Here is a 22,920-nt window from a genome sequence, read left to right on the forward strand (position 1 = left end):
GTGGACTGCTGGCCATGCCAAGTGGCCGTTACCCCTATTTTCGACCGTGTACGGCGTCCCGGTGTTGTTTGTGCCACAGGGACGCCAGCAGGCGTCAGCAGACTCGGGGATATCGTCTGGTTCGCTTCGAGCAGTCGGCACAGATACACCCTTCGAGGATGTACGTTCGCCGGCTGCCCTTTCGGATACTGCCGTCCAAGAGACGAAGTCTCTCGTGATCACGGAAATCCCCGATTTCCGAACGACCTCGTTTCATGAGCGGACAGGCCGCCTCCGAAGGACGGTCCGGAATCCGCTCCGTTCCGACCGATTCCTGGCTTACAGCCCGGCGGCGTGTAAATTAAACGTTATCATTGGAAACTCGGGGCCGGCGTTTGAACGGTGGGACGTTTCCCAAAGTGACGGCGCGTGTCCACGGCCTGAAGACCGTGGTATTGCGCCTGCTCAACCTATAGATGGTATCTACTTCACTCGACGGTCTGCCGTCTGCTGTCGGTTCTGTCCAGTTCACGGTGGCTACTGTCCGTGTGGCTGCTGGCGGGGCGAACGAATTTCTGCAGTATCAACACGTCCGGGCGACCGGGGCGTATCGTGACAGCGAGTCACACGGAGAGGACGGGTTGACTGGCGTACTGGAGGACGTACTCGGCGGCTTTTCCGAGGACTTCGTCGGGGTCGCCCGAGACCGGTTCCCGGGGGACAACCAGGAAACCGGCGTCGACGGCGTCGGCGGTGTCGAGGATGACGCTCCCGGGGTGGTGGGTGAGCTGTGTGGTGACGAATCCGAGCGCCGTCGAGTGGCACATCGAGATGTCGTGGTCGGCCGCGTACTGATCGACCGACTCCATGAACGCCTCGGTGTCGGCGGCGACAGCGTCGCCTTCGATTTCTCCCGACTCCAGACTGCGGGCAGTCGACTCATCGAGGACGTACAGTGCGTGGACGTCCGCGTCGTACCGTCGGGCGACGGCGACGGCGTACTCGGCGGCCTCTAGTGACTCCTCGCTCCCGTCCAGCGGCACGAGGACCCGGTCGAACTCGACGACTGACATGTCGGACTGTCCATCCGGCAGAATAAAAAAGCCACCGAGCGAACGAGTCGGACACGTCGGGCCTTTTATAATGGCGCGAGCGGTAGCGGTCGATAATGTTCGACACCGTGGTGATTGCGACGGACGGCTCGGAGAGCGTCGAACGGAGCGTCGTTGTGGCGCTCGATCTGGCGGCGAAATTCGACGCCGAGGTCCACGCGCTGTACGTGATCGACGGCAGCGACGTCGAAGGCAGCCCCGAGCAGGTGCGTGCGGAGCTCCGTGGCGCCCTCGAGGATGCGGGCGAGGCGGCGCTCGAAACGGTCGTCAACCACGCCCAACGCGAGGTCAACACCGCCGTCCGCGAAGGGAAGCCGGTCAGCGAAATTTGCCAGTACGCCGACGACTTCGACGCGGACGTAATCGCGATGGGGACCCGTGGCCGCCACGGCGAACACTCGTTGCTGCTCGGCAGCGTCGCCGAGGGCGTCGTCCGGCGCTGTTCCGCCCCGGTTTTGACCGTCCGGCAACTCGACGCCGACGAGGAACGCGCGGTCGAGACGCCCGCCTGACGCCGCGGACCGTGCCCTTCTTGACTCCTGGCGCGTTGGAAGCGGTATGGACGACTGGCTCATCGACGACGACCGGCTTTCTCTCACCCGGACGTCGCTCCTGCCCGGTGAGGGATTTTTTCGCCCGGACTCGGTCGCGGAGGCCGAACAGGAGCGGAAAGCACGGGAGGCGCTCGACGACGCCCCGGCAGTAGTCGTCGCCGACCCCGACGCCGACGGCTTGGCCTGTGTAGCCCTGCTGCGTGAACTGGTCGCGGAGGCCACACTGCTTCCGGTCGGCCCGCGGGACATCGCGACCGCTTTGGGGTACATCGCGGAGTACGCCGAGCCCGGAATTCCGGTGTTCATCTGTGACCTCTGTCCCGATGCCGAGACCGACATCGAACACCTCGAACTGGTCGCCGACCGCGCCAGCGAGGTCCACTGGTTCGATCACCACCAGTGGGACGCCGACCTGGGCGCCCGCGTCGACGAACACGTCACGCGCCGCGTCGTCGGCGAGTCCGACGAGGAGTGTTCGGCCGACGTGGTCGCGCGCTCGCTCGACACCGACGTGCCCGACCACCTCGCCGAACTCGCGGTGGTTACCCGCGACCACGACCTCTGGCTCCGCGAAGACCCCCGCAGCGACGACCTCGCCGATTACGCATACTGGACCGACCCGGAGGAGTACATCGAGGTCGTCCGGGAACACGGCGCGGACCTTCCCGCCGAGGTTACAGAGTTCCTCGCCGAGCAACGCGTCGAGAAAGAGGCCCTGATCGAGCGGGCCGTCGACCGCGCGGAGATACACGAGGTCGGTGACTGGACCGTCGGCGTCACCTACGGCCGCTGTTCCCAGAATGAGGTCGCAGAAGCCCTCCGCCAGCAGGGGACCGACGCCGCCGTCGTCGTCAAACCTGCCGGCAGCGCCAGCATCCGCGGCACCGACGAGTTCGAGCGGGCCCACGAGGTCGCCGCAAAGGTCAACGGCGGCGGCCACCCAAAGGCCGCGGGCTGTAAGCCCGACATCTACGACGACATGCTCGACTACGCCAACCACTGGACCACGAGAGGTGCGGTCGCCCGGCAGGTCATCATCGAGGCCTTTCACGACGTGAAGCGGGAAGCCGAGGCCGAGACCGACGAGAACGAAGGCGTCGAGACCGAGCAGTAGTACAACCACGAGCGAGGCGAGTGGCTGTTTTTCAGTCGGAAGAGTCGCTTCGGTCGACGTTCGAGCGCCCGTTCGCCTCGTTCGCGGGGACCACATTCCTCCTGCGAGTGGTGGCGGACGGAGTGAGCCACCCGAGCGGGAGAACAGAGGTGAAGCGAAGAACCGAAGCAGAGGGCGGGCCCGAGCAGTAGGTTACGCCTCAGCGACCCACTTTTCCGAGTAGGTGGTGCCGCAGTCACACCGCGCGTAAGCGTGGATCACGTCGCCGTCGGCGTAGAGGCCGCCCACGTCCTCGTTCTGTTCCTCGGCGAAGGCGAAGACGAAGCGAGCGAAATGGTCGCCGTCCTCGTCGGCGTCGTCTCGCGGTTCGCTCCGCTCGCCGCTCGATACGTCCGCGGAACTGCGTTCCGCACTCTCGGGACAGACCCCGCCAGTACAGCCGTGGTCGATCTCGCCCTCGTTGCCCATCGCGGACTGGGCCAGCGTCATCGGGTCGACGCCGACCGCTCGCTGGAAGGCCGAGCGACCCTCCTCGCCTGGACGCACCAGCACGACACCGGTATCGACGCTCTCGCCGACTTTTGCGAGGCGGTCCATCCCCGAGACGGCGCGCTCGTCGAAGTACAGCAACACCTCGTCGGGGCGCTCGCCCGCGAGGAACTGCTCGCGTTTCTCGTCCATGGACGCTCTCGCGCGCGTGGACACTAAAGTAGCGCGAAGGGCGGTGGCGGTCGGCTCCCGAGAGGGTACGCCTCACGGTGGCGCGCGCCGTCGAGCGGCCGGGCGACCGCGAGGACGCGAGACGGAAGCACGAGGGATGAGCGAACGACCGACAGGAGTGAGCGAATCGGCTGGGGAGGGTGTGGTTCCCGTTAGCTGAATGCAGGCGCGAAGCCCCTTCCCTCAACAAGCACCGCAGTCCGTGCAAGCGGACAAGGGGCGCGGTAGGGCGGGGATACAGCGTCCCCAGAAATCGGCGATTTCTGGTGTGCGAACGAATCGCGGAGCGATTCGTCCACGCCGTCATCGTCTTTTTGCACCTTCCTGTTGCTGGCCCACAGGCCCACGCAAGCATTTTTATCGGAGAACGCTCAGTCAGAGTGTAAGATGGGCGTTCCAACCTGTGGACTTCGACTCACTGGCCGTTCCACCTCGAACGGCTCGTTCCTTGCGAAGTTCCCAGTCACGGACAGCGTTAGAACGCGACAAGAAGCGTGCGCTGTCCCACGGAACGCTCCCGTCGAGACACTATGAGTGGGTCACTCCGAAGGTACGCCTGTGGAGACTGCGCTCCCTACGGGAACCACGCCGGTTCCTGCAAAGCGCGTCGTGGAAGCAGGAAACCCCACCCCCAGCGAGCGCGTCAGCGCGAGCAGGGTGGGGTAGTTCACTTGTAGCGTCTGCGATGGAGAAGACGCTGTAAAAGAGTATAGGGCGTTGATTGTGTCGCTGTTTCGGCGAGCTAGCCGTTCGAACGAACATACCGATCAATCACCAACTTCTGGTGAGCGGTAGCCAACGGTAGATTAGAGCCAACCAGAAAACAGTTCATATACTGAAATTATCCAGACACGTGCATTATTTTAGTCGCCATCCCCGTCTGTCGCTCCTGCTTCTTGGAACCGTATCTATCCTAACCGAGTACCTCCTCAGCGGAGAGCTTTTCCACGGATATTCACTGTCGGTCAATGCCGTCCTGCTTCACGCCGGAGCATTTTCACTACTTTTGCCAGGAACGATGACGCTGTGTGCACAGACATCTATACGTACTGATCTCTGTGGAGTTGTGTCTGCTCTCCTCGCGCTCGCTGTTCTGTATCCACTCGCGGTGGGGTTCATCTGGCACCATCTCGTGGTCACGCCCCCGCCATACTATGATGGCACTCCAACTCTCGTGGGGATGGCCCGTAACCGACTGACGTTTGTACTTGGATTTGCCCCGATCACAGTAGGCGCTATCTCCGGTGGCTATATCCCAACACCCCGGGAGGAACGGTCACTTGCGGTCCCGATACTCGCCGGTGTACTAGTCATCGGCGGCCCCGCAATGGGCTATTGGTTGGCCGTTCAGAGTGGAGCGCACGGCGAATTTGCGTTGCTCCTGTTCTTCGTCCTTGCACTGGGTGCCGGGCTGGGATCACTGCCACTCGCGGTCTTCACAAAGCTCAAATATGACGCCTACAGCGACGAACAGGAGTCGTAATCGAACGAAACTCTTTCTCTTCCCTCTGTTGGATTGAATTTCTCGGTCCGAACAAGGACCGCTTACAGTTTCTGGCGTGTGATAGGAACGGCCAATGGGATTCTCGAATCGTTCAGTACGTAATCTGTACCAAACACCAACATCCGCGCGCCTTTGGCGCGCGGTTCTCGGGATTCGCGCCAGCGGCGCGAATCCCGTGTTTTTCCCCAAGTTTTTGCACGAGGGGGTGCGCGCAGCGCACCCCCTCAGATAAAAAGTGGGTTCTAGATAGTCAGGAAACTGCTCACCATCGACTTCGTGAGGATGGCGATGACGGAGCCGAGCCACGTTAGAATGACGAAGTGCATGTAGGCGTTGAGCTTGTGGCCGCCGTCGGTCTCACGGATCATCAGCGAGGACAGCAGGGCGTTGAACACGATGATGACGATTAGCAGGAATTCGATCAGCGGGATGTTGTAGACGCTCGTGTTGATTAGGGAGTTGACGTTGAACTCCGCGGAGGTCGTCAGGTCTAGGCTCATGCTAGCAAGGATGTTGACGACCTGCAGGCCGATGAAGAAGGCGAAGGTCGCGGCCGCGGAGATACCGTACAGCAGGCCGATCAGCGTTGTCGCGGCTTGGGAGCGCCGTTGCCGCAACTGGAGGACGACGTTCATATTCTCTGAGATGAGTTCACCCAGTTGTTTGGGCGACCCACCCATCTCGCGGCCGATGAGAAACATCTCGGAGAACTTCTGGATCAGGTAGGAGCGACAGTCGGCGGTGAAGTACCGCCAGGCCGAGGAAGGTTCGATCCGCATGTTCAGTCGCTTGTAGAGGTCGTCGATGTTGTTCGTGATTTTCCCGAAGTCCTTCTTCCGGAGCGTCGACAGCACCATCGAGGTGGTCGATTGTTTGGCTCCTTCGGCGGCGCCGAGGGCGCGGATGAACGAGGGGTACTCGTCGTCGCGGGCGGCGATCGATTTCTCCGCCTGACGAACGTAGATGCCGGGGATCAGGAGGGGTGTGATCGGGACGGCGACGTAGAGGGGGAGCGGAACGGACGACATCGGCAGGAGCATCTCGAGCGTGATCGGGCTGAGGCCGAACAGCCCTCCGAGCGAGACGAACGCGAGCACGAGTGTCAGCGAGATCCCGGTAGCGTAGACGGCGATCAGTTTCGTGTCGAGTTCGGTCGTGATTCCCTCGGGCTGATACCACAGCGGGTCGTGGGGGGCCATCGTACGGATCGTGAGATAAAAGCCAGACTGGACGAAAATGAACAGGAGGATGACGGCGCTGACGGTCATCGTCGGGTTCGTACCCGTCAGGATCGGGAGGACGACGGCGAAGACCAGCGCGAACGTCATCGAGAGGATCATCGACATGTAGAGGTCCTTCATGACCTCCAGATTCTCCAGCGAGCCGGTGTAGACGGTCTCGTAGTTCTGCATCACCTGCTCCTGCTCCGAGAGCAGGAAGTCCTCGAGGGGCTGGCCGGCCCCCAGGGTGTAGGCGAGCCGGTCGAAAAAGTCGGCGAGGGCGTCGCTTGGAACCTGTCTGGCCCGCCGGCGGAGGGCGTCGTCGAGGCTCTGGTTCCAGGTGTCGACCAACTGGACGACCCGGCGCATCTCGTCGGCCAGCGCGCCGTACTCGTCCTCTTCGGCCAGCGCCCGGAAAACTTCCATCCGGTCGATACGGGTGGTCGACAGCACGGTCATGTGTGTGATCACCAGATGGAGCCGGTTGTTCAGCGCCTTCCGCTCCTGTGAGAGGAGAATCTTCGGGTAAAAAAGGGCGGCACCGAACAGCAGCAGGCCCAACAGAGGGACGGGTACCCGGACGAACGTCGGGGCGTTGATCAGGAGCGCGCCGACGACGGTCAGGAGCATGAAGCCGGTTGCCGGCAGCAGGATGACCAGCATGTACCGCCGCATCGGAACGTGCATCTGCTGGTACGACTCGAGCAGGTCGTCGGCGACGCTGGCGACCGACAGTCTGAGGTCTTCGACGGTACTGGTGGTTTCTTTCGATGCCATCGTCAGTTCTCGCGTTGGATGTCGAAGGGGAGTCCCTCGACGCCGTCACGCTGGAAGTCGGCGATCAGTTCGTTGACCTCGTGATAGCCGAGCACGCCCTCCTGGATGGCGCGCTCGATGATCTTCGAGCGGAAGTCGAGTTCGTCGTAGATCATCCGGGTGTCCTCGTACCCGAGGAGGGTGGCGATCTGTTCTTCGAGGACGTATGAGTTGTTCATCCCTTGGAAGACAATCTCGTCCTCGACGGGGTCCCAGTAGAACGCCTGCCGGGTGACGACCCCGTCCATCTCCTTTGAGTAGCCCTCGATCTCCTGGATAGACGTCACACGACGAAGCACTTCGTCACCCTGTTTGACGCGGTTCTGGAACAGCGCCACGTCTGCCACGTCCATGAACGTCTCGGGAACGTTGATCGGTTCGCTCGTGAACCGCTGGATCATCGAGACGATATCGCTCGCGTGGAAGGTCAGCATGACTGGGTGGCCGGTCTGGGCCGCCTGGAACGCCATTCGACCCTCTGCTCCACGAACCTCGCCGAGGATGATGTAGTCGGGGCGGGAACGCAGTGCGGCCGCGACGAGGTCGAACATGTCGACCCCGGTGCCTTCCTCCTCGCCCTCGCGTGTCAACAGCTGTTGCCAGGTGTCGTGGGGCGGGATTACTTCGGCGGTGTCCTCCGCGGTGTATATCTTCGCGTCACGGGGAATGAACGCGAACGCGGCGTTCAGTGTCGTGGTCTTCCCCGAGGCCGTCTCCCCGACGACGAACACCGTCTGCTCGTTCTCTAAGCAGAGCCACAGGTACGCGGCCAGTCGCGGGGAGAGGGTTCCCCACTTCGTAATCTGGAACATCGACAGCGGCGTTTCGTCGCCCTGTCGAATGGTGAGGCTGGGGCCTTTCAGACTCACGTCGTCGGAGTAAATGAGGTTCAGACGCGACCCGTCGGGCAGTGTGGAGTCGACGATGGGGTCGGAGTCGGAGACTGGGTCGCCGATTCGTTCGCCCATGTTACGTAGCCACTGGTCGAACTCCTCGGGTTCGCCGAAGTCGACCGTCGTCTCCAGCATGCTGTACACCGCGTGGTCGACGTAGGTCTCGTGGGGGCCGATGACGTGGATGTCCTCGTTTGCCGGGTCGCGCATGATTGGTTCCAGCGGCCCCAACCCGACGATGTCGCGATTGAGGATGTACCGGATGTCTTCGTAGGTCTCTCGGGACACCTCGACTCTCCCCATGTCGACGACCGACGAGAGTCTGCTCATCACACCGGCGTCTTCCTCGTCTTTGATTCGGGTGGTCTCCTGGAGCAGTTCCTCGATGCGGTCGTCGTACTCGGCCTCGTCGGTCGGCGCCGGTTTCGTCACCGACTTCTGAAGGAGTTTGTCACGGACGTTCTGGTAGACGACCGATTCGGTCTCGTCGAGTTCCGGTTCGATGGCGTAGTACTTGGTGTCCTGGCCCACGTCGCCGTAGATGTGGACGAAGATGGGGCCGCCGACCGGATAGAGGACGTTCGGACGGCCAGTTTCGTACTCGTCGTCGGCCTCGTCGATGAACATCGGGAACTCGCCCGTGATCTGCTTGAACTTCTTCAGATGGTCCTGCAGGTGGCGGCGTCTGGCGGCGTACTGCCTGAGTTCGTCCGACGGTTGGGCGGTTCCGTGTTCAGTCATTGTTATGCGACGCTACGGCTCTCGATTACGATACCCGTCCCCGACCGGACGGAGTACCCGATGGAGTCACCGACCTGTTCACCCATCCCGGCGAAGCGTTTCACCGAGATCTGACGACGCACGTCGTTGCCGACCTCAACCATCTCGAGTTCGAGGAACACGTCGGCGATAGAGCGGAACGGGCCGATAGCCTCCTCGTCGAGCGTCGATGGGTCGACGGTGAGGACGACTACCTTTCCCCGGGAAATAATATCCCGGAAAAAACCGATAATCTCCAGTGCCGCCTGGCGCTCCTCGTTCTGTCGCACCAGCGCCTCGAACTTGGGGTCGTTCCGAAGAATCGAGTCGAACGTGTCGATGATGATCACGTCGGTGCCCCACATCACTTCCGCCTGCATCAGACGCTTGAGCAGTTCCTTGCGGTCACCGTCGTCGTCACCACCGGTCAGCGTGTTCGTGTCGCCGATATCGGCGTGGAGGAACAGGCAGTTCTCTCGGAGGATGTGGTCGACCATGTCGTAAGACAGCGAGTTCATCTGGTCGAGGAAACTGCCGACGGTGAGTTCGGTCGACAGCATCGTCACCGAGTGGCCCTCCTCACAGAGTCCGTAAGTGAGCCGCTGGCTCATCGCGCTTTTACCGGCTCCGTAGTCGCCCTCGACGAGGACGATACTCCCGGGCGGAATGCCACCGCCGAGTTCCTTGTTGAGCCGGTCGTGATCCGTCAGTCCGAGCGAGTAGAGATCTTGTGTCGTGATACTCATACGCGGAATTTGAACACCTCCTCGTCTTCGTTAGCGATGACCTTCAGCCGGTGGTCACCGTTTCCGAGGCCGCTCCCGTCGTTCGGTTCGATTTCGAGACGAACAACGTCACCCTGGTCCCAGGTGTCGGCCCCGTTGAGCAGCGTCACGGTGAAGTCGGTCTCGTATCGACCGTCGACCAGCACGTCGATGCCGCCGTTTTCGGTACGTAGCCGTCGTGAGCCGGTGTTCTTGACGTAGATGGTGACGTTGTTCTCCGTCTCGTTGTAGACGGCGGCCGACCCGCTGTCGCTTATGACCTCGATATCGGTGCGGATGTTCTCACTGACCGATAATCCGCGGTCGTCGATGGCCTGGCTCACCTGGCTGATACTGTCGGTGAACACGCCAGCGACGCTCGCGGCGATCACGATGGAGGCGATGAACAGGATCATGTGCGACACCGAGACGCTGGCCATCAGTCACGCACCTCCCTCAGCATGCTGACCCCCCCGTAACCGGCTTCGTCTCGGCGACGCCCTGGCCGGTGACGACCTTGACACGCTCGGGAGTCCCGTCGACGGAGACGTTGAGCGACAGGCGCTCGGTCGGGAACCAGTTGCTGGTGTTTTCCTCGCCGTCGACACGGGTGTCTGCCTGCCAGTCCGTCTCGTAGACGCCGTCGACCAGCACGTCCGTATCCCCGAGCGCCAACTCGGTCTTCCCGTCGTTGGTGACGTTAACTTGGACGGTACACGGGGTCGTATCGACCACGTCGGCGGTCGTGACGCTGATCGCGGTTCCCGCTGCGTGGCCGAGACGCTCGTCCTGCCCGTTGCTCGCCTCCTGGACGCGTTCGAACGAGTTGGCCGTGGCGCTGTAGAACACGCCGAAAGCCAGGAAGCCACCGACAATGATGATGGCGAGTGAACTGGTGACGCTAACACCCATCTCAGTTCACCTCCTCCGTCCGGGCGACACCGGTGCCGGTGACGACGGTCACCCGCGCCGGCACGTCACTGGTTCGGACTGTAATGTTGAGCTGTTCGCCCGGGAGCCACAGTCGCGTGTCGTTCGTGTCGGCGACGGTGGCCGACGCCTGCCAGTCGGTGACGTACCTGTTTTCGATCAGGAAGTCGGTCGTGTTGACCTCGATTGCGGTCGCACCGGTGTTCTCGACCAGCACCGTGAGCCGGTCAGTGGTCCCGAGGTACTCGGCGGACGTGACGTTGATTGCGGTGTTCTCGGTTTCGAGGGCGGCGTCGGCTCGGGCGTCTCGTGCGTCCGAGACTCGCTCGTGCCCGTCGGAGACGGCCCCAGAGAGGATACCGAAGCCGATGAACATCCCGACGAAGACGATCGCCGCCGAGCCGCTAACGCTGAAGCCCATCACCACCACCTCCACGTGCCAACAGTCGCATAGCCGCCCCATCGGCGACGTCCTCGCCCAGTTGGCTGATATAGCGGAGACTCTGGGTGTGGTGATCGATCGTCAGCGACCCACCCGCCCCGCCGCCATCGTAGCCCGACAGGAACGACCGTAGTTCCCCGGCGACCGACTCGCTGAGCCAGTCGATCCGCTCGTAGTACTGGATGGCTTCTGTCGTCTCGCGCACGCCCGACTGCGAGACGAGATACTCCAGCCACTCCATAACGATCAGATCGGCCGCATACCCGTCCGGGAGCGCACGCAGGTACGGCTTCCCCGGCTCGTCGTCCGACGCTGCGGAGTCATCCGTCCCGGCCTCACTCACCTGCTCCGTCTCGGTAGCCTCGGTCGTCGTGGTCGCGGGTTCGGGGTCGGACTCCGGCTCGGTGTCCAACTCCGGCTCTGGTTCCGGCTCGGTGTCCAACTCCGGCTCTGGCTCCGGTTCGGTGTCCAACTCCGGCTCTGGTTCCGGCTCGGTGTCCAACTCCGGCTCTGGTTCCGGTTCGGCCCCGAGTCCGGCCTCGCCGTCGTCCTCACCGGCCGAGGGGAGTACGTCGTCGACGTCGGAGGACTCGACTACGCTGCCGCCCATCTCGTCGGCTGCCGCTCCGTCGTCGAACTCACCGTCCATCCCGCCGAGTCCGTCGCCGACGGCTTCGACGGTGCCCCCGTCGAGGTCGTCGGCGGGTTCGACGACTGGCTCCTCGTCGGCTGCCGCTCCGTCGTCGAGACCCGCCAGTTCGTCCTCGTCGGACATGGCTTCGGCTTCGGGTTCGGGTTCTTCTCCTTCAGCCCAGTCGGCATCACCGGACTCGTACTCCTGTTTCAGCTCTTGGAAGGATTTGCCGCCGTCGCCGTCGTCACCGCCGTCGCTGTCGTCACCACTGTCGCCCATGTCGCCGAAATCGTCGCCACCGTCGTCGAACTCGCCCATGTCGCCGAAATCGTCGCCACCGTCGTCGAAGTCGCCCATGTCACCGAAATCGTCGCCACCGTCGTCGAAGTCACTCATGTCGCCGAAATCGTCGCCACCGTCGTCGAACTCGCCCATCTCCTCACCGTCATCAGCACCGCCGTCAACGACGTCACTGGCGCCTCCGAAGTCGTCGCCGACACCCTCCACGTCGTCGCTTTCCTCCTCGACGAGGTCTTCGTCGAAGAAGCCCTCGGCGTCGGCGTTGGCGATTTCGTCGTCTATCTCCTCCTCGTCGTCGTCGTCGTCGTCGTTGAACAGTCCGAAGCTACCTTCGTCGAGACCGCCACCACCGGCGCCCGACTGAATGTCGTCCGCGAACGGATTGACGCCACGGGTGACCATCTCGTAGATGTCGAGCAGTTTCCGGATGTTCTCGTCTAGATCCTGGACCTGTTCGCCGATCTGCTCGTTCTCGTTCCGAACGGTGTTGACGGTCGACTGGAGGCTGCCGACCTCGTTTTCGAGCTCGTCCAGTCGGTTCTCCAGTTCGTCGGTGGCCGGACCGCCACCGCCGCCACCGTCCATATCGCCGAACCCGTCGCCGTCGTCGAAGCCACCGATGTCGTCGTCGCCGCCGAGACCGCCCAGATCGTCGAGGTCGTCATCGCCTTCCTCGGTCATCAGGCCGCCGTCGCCGCCCATGTCGTCGCCCACGTCACCGCTGAGTTCGCCTTCTTCCTCCTCGTCGGAGAGTATTGAGTCGAAAACGTTCTTGATACTCATTCCAACGGCACCACTGGCCACGAGCGCCACGAGTGGGCCCAGTCCATCTGGGACCAGCCCCTCAGCACCGGTGGCGAGTACGACTGCAACCGGGCCTGCGACGGGACCACTCATCAGCACATACATTCACCCTTTACAGTTTTCAACCTGTCGCTTATAGTATCACGACTGATACTCGTCAGACGCTTCAGGTGGAGATTTCGGCAGAATTGGGCAGTTTCGCGTTTCAGAGTCAGCTCCAGTCGATAGAAGTCGTTCCGGCTACGAGGGAATATATTATCAACGGTAGAAACGTAGCTCGTTTAATTGCTCCCAGTAACTCAGATCGTCTTGCTTCCTTTGTTGGCGCTCTTGACTGTGAGGTCGCCGGATGCGCCGTCGAGGCGGAGCGAGCGGCCGTGGTCGCCGCCGACGTCGTCGCTGACGAGGGGGACGCCGAGGTCGTCGAGAGTCGACTCGACCTGCTGCATGTTCCGGACGCCGATTCCGGACCCGTTTTCCGAGAAGTCGAGCATGTCGCTCCCACCAGCGACTTTCGCACGGACGCGACCGCGCTCGGCGCCCGACCGCTCCATTTCCAGCAGGAGCGTCTCGATGCCGGTGTCGGCGTACTTGGCGGTGTTCGGGTCCTCGACGTCGGCGGCGGAAGGGAGCATCACGTGGACGAGTCCGGCGACGCCGGCCTCGGCGTCGTACAGCGCGATGCCGAGACAGGAGCCCAGTCCGCTGGTCGTCAGCGTCGCGTCGCTAGTCGTCACCTCGTACTCCGCGATGCCGACCTTGACCCGCTCCTGTTCGGGACTGCCCATCGTGCCCTTGCCGCTGTCGTATACTTTCATTCGAAGATCGTCTCGACGTCCGGCTCGGTTTGGTCTTTCCGCGTGACGTCCAGGTCGCCGAGTGCCTGCCGCAGCTCCGCGTCGTCGGGGAGTGCGTGAATCTCACAGCCGAACTCGAGGTCGGCCGTCTGCATGCGGGACTCGATGATGAATGCGTGTTCCTGTTGTTGACCGACCTGGGCTGCCAGCGGGTCGATGATCGCCCGGCCCATATCGTGAACGACCCGGGGTGGTGTGTGATCGACGGACGTTTCGAGGACGTTCGCCCACCCGTCGATGAACCCACTCGTCATGATGTTTCCCATCTCCTCGATAGCGCTCTCGTGCATATCTGTGAAGCCCTCGCCGTCGGGCTCCATCGGCATCAGTGCCTCTGCGACGTTCATTGCGGACGTCTCGTCGAAGAGGATCATCAGGTAGCCACTCGGCGTCCCGGAGAACTCGACGGCGGTCCCGACGTAGGACTTGTTATCGACCTGTTTCGGCACGTCCTCGATCGGCGCGAAACTGATCTGTGTCACCTCCGCGTCGGTCTCGATTCCGGTCATCTGTGTGACGTTGTCCGCCGCCGTCGCGGTCCCCTGCTTGGTCATCTCGTTGAACACCGAGAGTTTGTCGACCGGAACGGCATCGTCGCCGGTCCCGCTGTCGGCCATCAACTCGGTGAGCCGGTCGTAGGCCGGCAGCATGTAGATGTAGAAGCTCAGGTCCTCACCGGGCCACTGGATGTGGCTTTTGAACACGAACACCTGCTCGTTCGGGTCGTTCGCGGCCGGAAACACGTCCGCGCCGGTCGCCTCGACGTACCGCGGCGGCGAGTGTTCGATTGTCGTCCGGAGGAAGTCGGCCCACCCGTCGATGAACCCACTCATCATGATGTTGCCGATCTCCTTGACGCTGGACTCGACCATCTCCTCGCCGGCCGCACCACCAGGGAGCGCCTCGACGATGGGGCCGGTACAGGCCTCCTCGAAGACCAGAGTCGTGTCGCCGACCAGCGCGCCTTCGAGGTCGAAACCGATCCCGACGAACGCCTGCCCAGCGAGTTCCTCGCCGACGTCGGCCCGGTCCATGAGAGTGATCTTGGTAACCTCCACTTCGGCCTGGATACCGGTCATCTGAGCCAACATCGCCGTCGCCTGCTGGGCTCCCTCGGAGGCGAGCTGGTTGAATGTCTCGAGCGACTGAATGTCGACTTCCATCGCCTATGCCCCGACTGCGTCCTCGATTGCCTCGATGACACTGGGTTTCTGGAACGGTTTGGTTATATATCCGTCCGCGCCGGCTTTGACCGCCTCTTTCATCTTCTCCTCCTGCCCGACGCTGGTACACATGATGACCGTCGCTTCCGGATCACCGTTTTTTATCTCGTCGGTCGCCTCGATTCCGTCACGGATGGGCATCACGATGTCCATCATGACCAGATCCGGCCGCTGTTCTTTGTACACTTCGACTGCTTCGACGCCGTTCTCGACCTCGCCGACGATCCGGTGGTCTTCCTCCAGGATCTCCCGCAACAGGTTCCGCATGAACTCCGAGTCGTCCGCGATCAGTACCTCTGACATGGTTACCGTTTCGTACCGTGAATATCCAAATAAACCCTTCTATCAGATTATCGCGTTTGAATACGAGAAACGCATTGAGACGTGATAGTTTATCAGATCTGCAGATGCCAGAGGGTTCACTGGACCGGGACGGTCGCGTTCCGTTGGTAGACGGTTCTGGTCCCGTCGAAGCTCTGGACCCGGACGGTGACGGTCACGACGTAGCTGTCGTTCGGCACGCTCGCGCGCTCGAAGGCGCGGTCGTCCATCCGGACGGCGACACGGCCGTCGACGGTCCCGTTCAGAGGCTCGGCCACCGACCGTTCGAAGTCGAGGCGTGGCGCCTGAACGAGGTAGAGGAGTCGGGGTCGCCCTTCGACGCGGTCGACGTCGACGACGGCCGGCGGAACTCGAAGGTACGAGACGTTCGTCCCGAACCGGCCGGGGGTTATCGCGAGGTCGGCCGTTGGGTCGTCCACGACGCTCACGTTCGCGGTCCCGCCTCCGAGCTGTGCCGCGCTGCGTGTCTCGGGGGTCAGGTCTACAACGCCGACGAGCGGGCCGGACAGAACGAGGATGGCGAGGACGACGGCCACAGTCACCACCTGGAACTGCTGGACCGACGGTAGCGAGCCCTCACCCATGCGTCGCCGGAGCCGGTGTCGTCACAGTTCGAGGCCCTCGTCCTCGCGGACGGCGTCGAGGAGGTCTTCGATGGAGTCGTCCGGCGAGAGGTCGGTCGATTTGAGCGTCCGGACGATGGCGTCGGGTGGGTAGCGAACGGGGACGTTCGCCTCCATCAGGAGGATGCCGAGGACCTCCTCGACGGGCGTGTTCCGGTCGATCTGCTGGGCGTACCACATAACGAGGTTCTCGAAGATTGTGACGACGTCGTTCGAGACCATCCGTTGCTGGGAGACCCCGCCGTCGAACGCGGCGGTGATGTCGAACCCGTACCGGGAGTTCGACGCTTCGAGGTCCCGGGTGAGCCACTCGTGGACGGAGTGGGCGGTGAAGTCGGGTTCCGGGTCGGGTTTGGGTTCCGTTTCCGGGCCCGGGTCGGGGTTGTGGTCGGGCGCTGCCGGTGCACCGGTCGGTTCCGGGTCGGGTTCGGGTTCAGACGGTGCGGGCCGGTCGTCGGTCGTCGAGCCTTCGATCTGCCCGGTCGGCCCGGATCCGGTGTCGGCGATTGGGTCGTTCGCCGACACCACGTAACGACCGTCGTCGAGTTCCCTGACGTGTTCGTCCTCGCCGATGTCCAGTTCCTCGGGCGAGAGAACCGGTCCCTCTTCGGGGTCGCCGCCGGTCGGCTTCTCGTCTGGGCCCGGAGGCATAGTAGGGTACATCGAGGCCGAGAGCAATAACTGCGTCGGTGGTGTCGGGCGGTCGCCCTGCCCGGGCGAGTGCGGAGTTGGCACTCGGCGGTGTGAAGAAAACGAAAAGAACGCGGCTGGAATTACAGCGTGGCGGCCGTCTGCCCACTCAGTGACTGGGGCACAGTGAGCCGCACCGTCGAGGACGAACTGTCCTCAGTCGCAATCGCGAGGGTGACGGTGTCACCTTCTTCGAGGAGACTCGGTTCTGCAGTGGGTGCACTACTCGGGCTGTTGGCATTGGGGGCGCTGGCACTCGAGTCGCTGAGGCTCACGAACAGTTCCATCCGATCGTCGGGACTATTGACGACCGTCGCGGAGCCGTCCGCATCTTTGATCGGATTAATAGCAAAGTAACCGTCGTTGTTCCCGCTGCCGTCTTTGGCGGCTTGCTCGGAGACGAGGTCGAAGGTACCACCATCGGTGACGAACTGGACCGTCACGTCCTGTAGGTCAATGTCTTGCGCGCCGGGGGCTTTCGTCACGATCAACGACACCGTGCCGAGTTTGTCCGAACCGGAGTCCACTGTCCCGTAGGTGGTTCCGGAGCCGGGGTCGATGCCGCTTCCAGTCGTCTTCACTCCAGTTTTCGACACGATGTCCAGTCGGTTCGTGACCTGTTGACTGCTCTGTTCACCGGTCTCTTCTGACTGACTCTGCAGGAAGCCGGCCGTGTTGATCAGGACACCCGCCGCGATCGCCGCGACGAGCACCATCGCGATGAACACGATGAGGGTCCCGATACCGACCTGACCCTTGTCTTCGTCTTTGCTGAATATCTCGAACATGGTTTGTTACCTGTGCCCGAGCGACCGTCACGGCCGACCCGGACTCTATACCAAGAAAATCAATTGCTGGTAATAAACCTGGCCTGCCAATTATCGAGTTTGAAAACAAACGATTAGGTCGCGATTACAAAGATTTGTAACCCCATTCTGGGAGATTTGGAGATGATAATTGAGCTGGGGTCGCAGTTTTATCGATGATAACAACCGCGCTGTCCCCGGGTTCGTCGGCTGGAGGGTGCTGGGGTTTCCGTTCACTCGTACGTGACGAGACTGTACATGACGAACAGGTATCCGAAGGTCGTCAGCCCGCTGTTGACCAGCAGCAACCAGCGCGTGCCGGAGAAGTCGTTGATGAACGCGCTGATCATCGTCGCTGCAGCACCGGCGACGGCCAACGAGAAGCCGAGCGAGAGGTGAAGCATTGCCTGCCGAGACGTCTGTACGTACGCGCGTATGGCCATGCCGACCATCGTCAACCCGGCCACGACGAAGACCAGGGTGGTGGCGGCATAGAGAATTTCTACTGTCATCACAATCTGTCTCTACGATAGACGAAAGCCGACGCGTGTCTTAAATCCACCCTTGAAAATATCTGTGCTGATAACTACCCGTTACAGACGGCCGAAAACCGAGGGACTACGACGGTTCCTGTTTCGATCAGCGGGCCAGTGCCGAAGTTAGCTTTCTGAGAGTGTCCGCCAGGCTTCGTCGAGTTTGTTCGTGACTTCCGACCGCTCCTCGACGGCCACGGACAGCTCCTCCGAGAAGTCGACGGTGATCTCGTCGACGTTCCGGCGGTAAACCTTGATCCGCCGGCGGTCGTCTGAGAGGATGTTGTCGTGGAGTTCGAGCAGGTCGTGCTCGGTCAACTCGTCGATCCGACGGTAACAGGTGGCGATCGGGATGTCGAGTTCCTCACTCAACCCCTGTGCCGACTGAGGCTCGTCGGTCGCCTCCAGAATCTCGGCGCTGTACTTGTTTCCAAGCGTTCGTAGAATCTCAGCAGGTGGCATTGATTATCAGATAATGAATTTACCCGATAATAAAATTGACGGGTCAAACAAGACGTCGAAACGAGACCAAGACCGGAACCGTGGCCGCGGATTTCAGATATTCGTAACCATGCAGGAGCCGGTTACACTCGTTATCGAACCCAATAACGATAGTTAGAGCGGCTCAGATCGGCGATTCGTCCTCGCTCATCATCGAGAACGCGCTGGCGTTCTGGTGGATCGTGATGCCACCGTGTTCGATCTCCATCGGGAAGATGTCGGTCTCGATGTCCTGTTTGCGCATCTTCGCCACCCAGACGTAGCGGTTGACGCCGGACTCGGTCGGAGTCTGTATCAGATAGATGTTTCCGTCGGTGAGGTAGTTCTCCAGGCCGATGTCTGTGTCCGGGAACACCGCACCCTGCTCGTTGGTCATCAGCGTCGTCAGATCGTTTTTCCGGAGGATGTCGGTGAACTTCAGCAGGTAGGTCCGTTTTTCCTGTTCGTTCTCGAAAAACAGCTGAAACATCGTCAGCGAGTCGAGCACCATCCGCTGGTACTCCTCGTCCTGAATGTCATCGAGCAACAGATCGAGCGAGGAGGTGAAGTCGTTCTCCCGGAGCAGAACCTGCTTGTCGAACACTTTGATATCGCCACTCTCGACGTATTCGTCCCAGTTCTCGAAGCCGATGGACTCGGCGGCCTCGCGGATGTCTTTCTCGTTTTCCTCGAACGAGAGGTAGATCCCTTTCTCGTCGAACATCTCGACGCCGTTGTAGATGTACTGCAGCCCCAGAATTGACTTCCCAGCCCCTGGATTGCCGCTTACGAGTGTCGTCGAATTTTTTATAATCCCACCGTTGAGGATCTGGTCGAGTCCGTCGATCCCCGTCTTTGTTAACTCGATCATGCTCTGTTAGAGACACGTACACGCCGCGAATAAAAAAAGGGTGTGCCGTCCGCGTTGAAAAAGTGTCCTCTCCAACTGGCCGCGAACGGCGGACAGACGTGAACTGGGGGCGTCTCTGCTGTCTGCGGGACAGTTACATGTGGACGGCTTGAGGATCGACCCAGATGACGAACCCTTCCTCGTCGTCGTGGTTGACGACGCCTCGAACCGCTTCGCGTCCGCTGTCGGGCGCCGCTTCGATAGTGTCGGGGTCGAGTGTGACGACTTGGTGGACCTCGTCAACGAGCCACCCGGCGGCCTTTCGGTCGGCGATGATTTCCGGGTCGAACACGATGATGCGCTGAGCGTCGGCGTCGGCCCCGTCGATGTCGAAGACCGTCTTCGGGTCGACGATAGCCGTCGTTCGCCCCCGCAGGTCCATCACGCCACGTATGTAGTCGGGTGCGTTCGGGAGGCCAGTCAACTCACCCACGTCGACGATCTCGGTTACGTAGTCGATGTCGACGCAGTACGTCTCCGGGCCGAGTTTGAACTCCAGTACCTGCCCGGTCGCCTCGGCGGTGTCCGTCGGTGTGGCCTGTGACATGGTAAATCCGACCGTCAGAGCCGGTCTGCTCTCTACCAGCGCGGATTCGGACTTAAGACTGCCCCTTAGACTATCACATTTGATTACGGGGGCGGTGTCTTTATTGCTCGCTCACGGGTATCTCTCGAACAGAACATACGGATGCCGAAACGCCCGACTCGGACGGACCGTCTCTCGCACACACCGGTGACCGTCGGCGACGTCGACCCGCGCCGCGGCCGGCTGTCCGGCTCCCGTGGAGGGAGCTGAATGGCTCAGGCGACCCGGGCCGTCGTTACCGACGACTCCCATTTTATGCGAAGTGTCATCTCCGACATGCTCGGAGAGGCCGGCGTCGAGGTGGTCGGGGAGGCACGGAACGGCCGCGAAGCTGTCAGAGCTGTCCGCGAGCACGAACCAGACGTCGTGACGATGGACGTGGAGATGCCCGAGATGAACGGCATCGAGGCCGTCGAAGAGATCATGGCCACGGCCCCGACACCCGTCCTCATGCTGTCGGCCCACACCGACGAGAACGCCGACGTGACCTTCGAGGCGTTGGAGAAGGGTGCGGTCGACTTCTTCACCAAACCCGGCGGCGAGGTGTCGATGGAGATGTCCCGCCTCAAAGACCAGCTGGTCGAGATGGTACAGTCGGTCGCCGAGGTCGACGTGAGCGTCAGCCCGGGTACCGGCGCGACCACACCACAAGAGGCCTACACCGAGGCCGTAGAGGCCGCTGAACCCGCGGCGGCGGGCTCCGGCGGGTCCGAGGCTGGGGCCGTCACCGGGCCCGCAGGGAGCTACGTGGACAACCCGACGCTGTTGCTCGGGTCTTCGACGGGCGGCCCGACGGTCGTCGAGCGTATCATGGCCGAGTTGCCCCTCGACGCGGACCTGCGTGTGCTGATCGTTCAGCACATGCCAAACGGCTTCACGGGTCGGTTCGCCGAGCGCCTCGACGCGCGCAGCGACTACGACGTGCAGGAGGCGACCGACGGGGCACGCATCGGCGGCGGCGAGGCGCTCGTCGCCGCCGGCGGCAGGCACATGACGGTGACGAACTACGCACGCGGGCGACTCCGCGTGTCGCTCACGGAGGCGCCACCGGAGAACAGTGTCCGTCCGGCCGTCGACGTGACGATGCGCACCGCCGCCGACTGCATCGCGGACCCGATGGTCGCGGTCATCCTGACCGGTATGGGGACCGACGGTGCCGACGGCGTCCGCGCTGTCGCGCGAGCGGGCGGCCACGTGGTTGCTCAGAACGAGGCGAGTTCGGCGGTGTACGGTATGCCGAAACGGGCCGTCGAAACCGGCGTCGTCGACGACGAACTCGCACTGGAGTCGATCACCGACGCCGTACTCGACGCGCTTACGGAGGCTTGAATCATGGATGACCAGTATCTCGACGCGTTTATCCGCGAAAGCGAAGAAGCGATCACCGAACTGAACAACTCGCTGCTCGCCATGGAGTCCAATCCGGAGGACGAGCAGGCGATGGAGTCGATCTTCCGGACGGCCCACACGCTGAAGGGTAACTTCGGCGCGATGGGCTTCGAGGACGCCAGCGACCTCGCCCACGCCATCGAGGACCTCCTCGACGAGATGCGGGAAGGCAGCATGGAGGTCACCCCGGAAGTGATGGACATGATCTTCGCGGGCGTCGACCAGATCGAGGTCATCGTCGGCGAGATCGAAGAGCACGGCGAGTCCACGGCCGAGACCGACGAGATGGTCACGGAGATTCGGGGCGTCCTCGAAGACGGCCCCGACGCGGCCAGCGACGAGAGCCAGCGCGCCGACGGTGCCGCGGAAGCGAGCGACGGCACAGCCGAGGGCGACGCCGGCGATACGAGTGGAGACACGGCCGACGGCGAATCGGCCGTCACGGTCGACACGTCGGTGTTCGCGGACGCGGGCGTCGACGAAGACGAGGCCTACCAGGTTCGCGTCGAGATCGGCGAGAGTAATATGCTCGGTGTCGACGGGATGCTCGCCGTCGAAGCCGTCGCCGACACCTTCGGGTTGCTGGCCGCGGAACCAGCTCGCGCGAACATCGAGAACGGCGAGTACGACGGCGGGTTCGACCTGCTCGTCGACGCCCCCGACCCGGACGTGCTGCGGGGAAGCCTCGGCACCGTCTCCAAGATCGACGACTTCGCCGTCGAGACGGTCGACGGGCTCACGACCGACGACGGCGGCGACGAGAACGGTGCGACGGCGGCGTCGGCGGACTCCTCGGTCGACGAGATCAAATCCGTCCGGGTGGACGTAGACCGTCTCGACGAACTCCACGGGCAGGTCGAACAGCTCGTGACGAGTCGGATCAAACTCCGCCGGGCGGTCGCCGACAGCAACATGGACGCCGCGAGGGAGAACCTCAACGAACTGGACAAGATCAGTGCCAACCTCCAGAACACCGTGATGGACATGCGCCTGATCCCTCTGAAGAAAGTCGTGGGCAAGTTCCCGCGGCTCGTCCGGGACCTGGCGCGAGAACTCGACAAAGAGGTGGACTTCCGTATCGAGGGCGAAGAAATCGAACTCGACCGGACGATCCTCACCGAGATCTCCGACCCGCTGATGCACATCCTCCGCAACTCGGTCGACCACGGAATCGAACCCCCCGAACAGCGTGAGCGGAAAGGCAAGCCTCGCGAAGGAACGGTCGAACTCCGCGCGACCCGTGAGCGCGACCACGTTATCATCGACGTCGAGGACGACGGTGCCGGACTGGACGTCGACGAGATCCGGAGAGAGGCAATAAAAAACGAGGTCCGGACCGAGGAGGAACTCGACCGGATGGAGAAGGGGGAGATATACGACCTGTCGTTCCACCCCGGTCTCTCGACGAAAGAGGAGGTCACGGACACCAGCGGCCGCGGCGTCGGGATGGACGTTGTTCACGACACCGTCACGCAGCTCGACGGGTCGGTCAGCGTCGATTCCGAACCCGGCGAGGGGACTACCGTCTCCCTGCGCCTACCCGTGACGATGGCCATCGTCAAAGTCCTGTTCGTGCAGGTCGGCGACGAACAGTACGGCGTCCCGATCAAGAATATCGACGAAATCAGCCAGATGAACGGGACGAAAGTCGTCAACGGTGAGCAGGTCATCGAACACGACGACGACATCTACCCCATCGTCGACATCGCCGACGCCTTCGAGGTGCCGGACGCAAAGACCAACGGCGACGGCATGCTGGTTCGCATCCGCGAGTCCGAGCGACAGGTCGCGCTGAAATGCGACGCCGTTACCCAGCAGGAGGAGGTCGTCGTCAAACCTCTGGAAGGCATCCTCAGCGGGACGCCCGGTCTCTCGGGAACGGCAGTACTGGGCGACGGTAATATCGTCCACATCCTCGACGTGGTGACGCTATAAG

General features: G+C 62.3%; 24 protein-coding genes and 1 pseudogene. 6 read left to right on the forward strand and 19 right to left on the reverse strand.

All coding sequences use genetic code 11. The features are described from left to right. Window positions 1–602: 602 nt before the first annotated feature. Window positions 603–1,052, reverse strand: a complete 450-nt coding sequence (locus tag Q0964_RS10180) for a universal stress protein (protein ID WP_299266871.1) — start codon at window positions 1,050–1,052, stop codon at window positions 603–605. Between the two features lie 95 nt (window positions 1,053–1,147). Here Q0964_RS10180 and Q0964_RS10185 point away from each other — a divergent pair, with 95 nt between their 5' ends. Next, window positions 1,148–1,603, forward strand: coding sequence for a universal stress protein (locus Q0964_RS10185; protein WP_299266873.1), 456 nt, complete (start codon window positions 1,148–1,150; stop codon window positions 1,601–1,603). Between the two features lie 46 nt (window positions 1,604–1,649). Then, window positions 1,650–2,759: a DHH family phosphoesterase gene (locus tag Q0964_RS10190; RefSeq protein WP_299266875.1), complete on the forward strand. Its 1,110-nt coding sequence runs from the start codon at window positions 1,650–1,652 to the stop codon at window positions 2,757–2,759. A gap of 192 nt (window positions 2,760–2,951) precedes the next feature. On the opposite strand, the gene Q0964_RS10195 is transcribed toward Q0964_RS10190, so the two are convergent. Then, entirely contained in the window at window positions 2,952–3,440 is a 489-nt protein-coding gene (locus Q0964_RS10195) for a DUF5807 family protein (protein WP_299266877.1), read from the reverse strand. A gap of 573 nt (window positions 3,441–4,013) precedes the next feature. Here Q0964_RS10195 and Q0964_RS10200 point away from each other — a divergent pair. Together Q0964_RS10200 and Q0964_RS10205 are read left to right on the forward strand one after the other, a co-directional pair. Further along, window positions 4,014–4,145: pseudogene (locus Q0964_RS10200) on the forward strand (RNA-guided endonuclease TnpB family protein); the annotation flags it as partial. A 187-nt stretch (window positions 4,146–4,332) separates the two neighbouring features. Beyond that, the gene (locus Q0964_RS10205; RefSeq protein WP_299266879.1) at window positions 4,333–4,962 is read left to right on the forward strand and encodes a hypothetical protein; all 630 of its coding nucleotides are present in this window, start codon (window positions 4,333–4,335) and stop codon (window positions 4,960–4,962) included. 263 nt (window positions 4,963–5,225) lie between these two features. Here Q0964_RS10205 and flaJ read toward each other — a convergent pair whose 3' ends face one another. The 17 genes from flaJ to Q0964_RS10290 form a co-directional block, all read right to left on the reverse strand. Continuing rightward, on the reverse strand, window positions 5,226–6,980 hold the full coding sequence (gene flaJ, locus Q0964_RS10210) for an archaellar assembly protein FlaJ (protein ID WP_299266881.1): 1,755 nt from the start codon (window positions 6,978–6,980) through the stop codon (window positions 5,226–5,228). A 2-nt stretch (window positions 6,981–6,982) separates the two neighbouring features. Further along, entirely contained in the window at window positions 6,983–8,653 is a 1,671-nt protein-coding gene (locus Q0964_RS10215) for a type II/IV secretion system ATPase subunit (RefSeq protein WP_299266883.1), read from the reverse strand. A 2-nt stretch (window positions 8,654–8,655) separates the two neighbouring features. Next, window positions 8,656–9,417 carry an archaellum protein ArlH gene (gene arlH, locus Q0964_RS10220; RefSeq protein ID WP_299266885.1) on the reverse strand — a complete coding sequence of 254 codons (762 nt, stop codon included), beginning with the start codon at window positions 9,415–9,417 and terminating at the stop codon, window positions 8,656–8,658. Further along, window positions 9,414–9,875, reverse strand: coding sequence for an archaellum stator protein ArlG (gene arlG / locus Q0964_RS10225; RefSeq protein WP_299266887.1), 462 nt, complete (start codon window positions 9,873–9,875; stop codon window positions 9,414–9,416). Before arlG ends, arlH begins: the two co-directional genes overlap by 4 nt. A 16-nt stretch (window positions 9,876–9,891) precedes the next feature. Beyond that, complete coding sequence (gene arlF, locus Q0964_RS10230) at window positions 9,892–10,347, reverse strand: archaellum stator protein ArlF (RefSeq protein WP_299266889.1); 456 nt, start codon at window positions 10,345–10,347, stop codon at window positions 9,892–9,894. Window position 10,348: 1 nt separating this feature from the next. After that, window positions 10,349–10,786, reverse strand: coding sequence for an archaellum stator protein ArlF (arlF, locus tag Q0964_RS10235; RefSeq protein ID WP_299266891.1), 438 nt, complete (start codon window positions 10,784–10,786; stop codon window positions 10,349–10,351). Beyond that, a complete protein-coding gene (locus Q0964_RS10240; protein ID WP_349254459.1) occupies window positions 10,770–12,638 on the reverse strand; it encodes a FlaD/FlaE family flagellar protein in 1,869 nt (622 codons plus the stop codon). Before Q0964_RS10240 ends, arlF (Q0964_RS10235) begins: the two co-directional genes overlap by 17 nt. A 206-nt stretch (window positions 12,639–12,844) precedes the next feature. Next, complete coding sequence (locus Q0964_RS10245) at window positions 12,845–13,363, reverse strand: chemotaxis protein CheD (RefSeq protein WP_299266892.1); 519 nt, start codon at window positions 13,361–13,363, stop codon at window positions 12,845–12,847. Continuing rightward, window positions 13,360–14,565, reverse strand: a complete 1,206-nt coding sequence (locus Q0964_RS10250; protein ID WP_299266894.1) for a chemotaxis protein CheC — start codon at window positions 14,563–14,565, stop codon at window positions 13,360–13,362. The genes Q0964_RS10245 and Q0964_RS10250 overlap by 4 nt, the downstream gene beginning before the upstream one ends. Window positions 14,566–14,568: 3 nt before the next feature. Continuing rightward, on the reverse strand, window positions 14,569–14,928 hold the full coding sequence (gene cheY / locus Q0964_RS10255) for a chemotaxis protein CheY (protein ID WP_299266896.1): 360 nt from the start codon (window positions 14,926–14,928) through the stop codon (window positions 14,569–14,571). Between the two features lie 116 nt (window positions 14,929–15,044). Continuing rightward, the gene (locus Q0964_RS10260) at window positions 15,045–15,551 is read right to left on the reverse strand and encodes a hypothetical protein (RefSeq protein WP_299266898.1); all 507 of its coding nucleotides are present in this window, start codon (window positions 15,549–15,551) and stop codon (window positions 15,045–15,047) included. 21 nt (window positions 15,552–15,572) lie between these two features. Further along, entirely contained in the window at window positions 15,573–16,241 is a 669-nt protein-coding gene (locus Q0964_RS10265; protein ID WP_299266900.1) for a DUF7500 family protein, read from the reverse strand. A gap of 122 nt (window positions 16,242–16,363) precedes the next feature. Further along, on the reverse strand, window positions 16,364–17,068 hold the full coding sequence (locus Q0964_RS10270; RefSeq protein WP_299266901.1) for an archaellin/type IV pilin N-terminal domain-containing protein: 705 nt from the start codon (window positions 17,066–17,068) through the stop codon (window positions 16,364–16,366). Between the two features lie 251 nt (window positions 17,069–17,319). Further along, a complete protein-coding gene (locus tag Q0964_RS10275) occupies window positions 17,320–17,598 on the reverse strand; it encodes a DUF7521 family protein (protein ID WP_299266903.1) in 279 nt (92 codons plus the stop codon). A gap of 147 nt (window positions 17,599–17,745) precedes the next feature. After that, a complete protein-coding gene (locus Q0964_RS10280; protein ID WP_299266905.1) occupies window positions 17,746–18,081 on the reverse strand; it encodes an ArsR/SmtB family transcription factor in 336 nt (111 codons plus the stop codon). Window positions 18,082–18,244: 163 nt separating this feature from the next. Then, entirely contained in the window at window positions 18,245–18,970 is a 726-nt protein-coding gene (locus Q0964_RS10285; RefSeq protein ID WP_299266907.1) for an RAD55 family ATPase, read from the reverse strand. Between the two features lie 133 nt (window positions 18,971–19,103). Beyond that, complete coding sequence (locus tag Q0964_RS10290; protein WP_299266909.1) at window positions 19,104–19,556, reverse strand: chemotaxis protein CheW; 453 nt, start codon at window positions 19,554–19,556, stop codon at window positions 19,104–19,106. 249 nt (window positions 19,557–19,805) lie between these two features. On the opposite strand from Q0964_RS10290, the gene cheB reads away from it, so the two are divergent. Together cheB and cheA are read left to right on the forward strand one after the other, a co-directional pair. Next, the gene (cheB, locus tag Q0964_RS10295; protein ID WP_299266910.1) at window positions 19,806–20,924 is read left to right on the forward strand and encodes a chemotaxis-specific protein-glutamate methyltransferase CheB; all 1,119 of its coding nucleotides are present in this window, start codon (window positions 19,806–19,808) and stop codon (window positions 20,922–20,924) included. A 3-nt stretch (window positions 20,925–20,927) separates the two neighbouring features. Next, window positions 20,928–22,919, forward strand: coding sequence for a chemotaxis protein CheA (cheA, locus tag Q0964_RS10300; RefSeq protein ID WP_299266913.1), 1,992 nt, complete (start codon window positions 20,928–20,930; stop codon window positions 22,917–22,919). The last annotated feature ends 1 nt before the right edge of the window (window position 22,920 follow it).

It is taken from the genome of Halorientalis sp. (assembly GCF_028275115.1).
In the GTDB taxonomy this organism is placed as follows: domain Archaea; phylum Halobacteriota; class Halobacteria; order Halobacteriales; family Haloarculaceae; genus Halorientalis.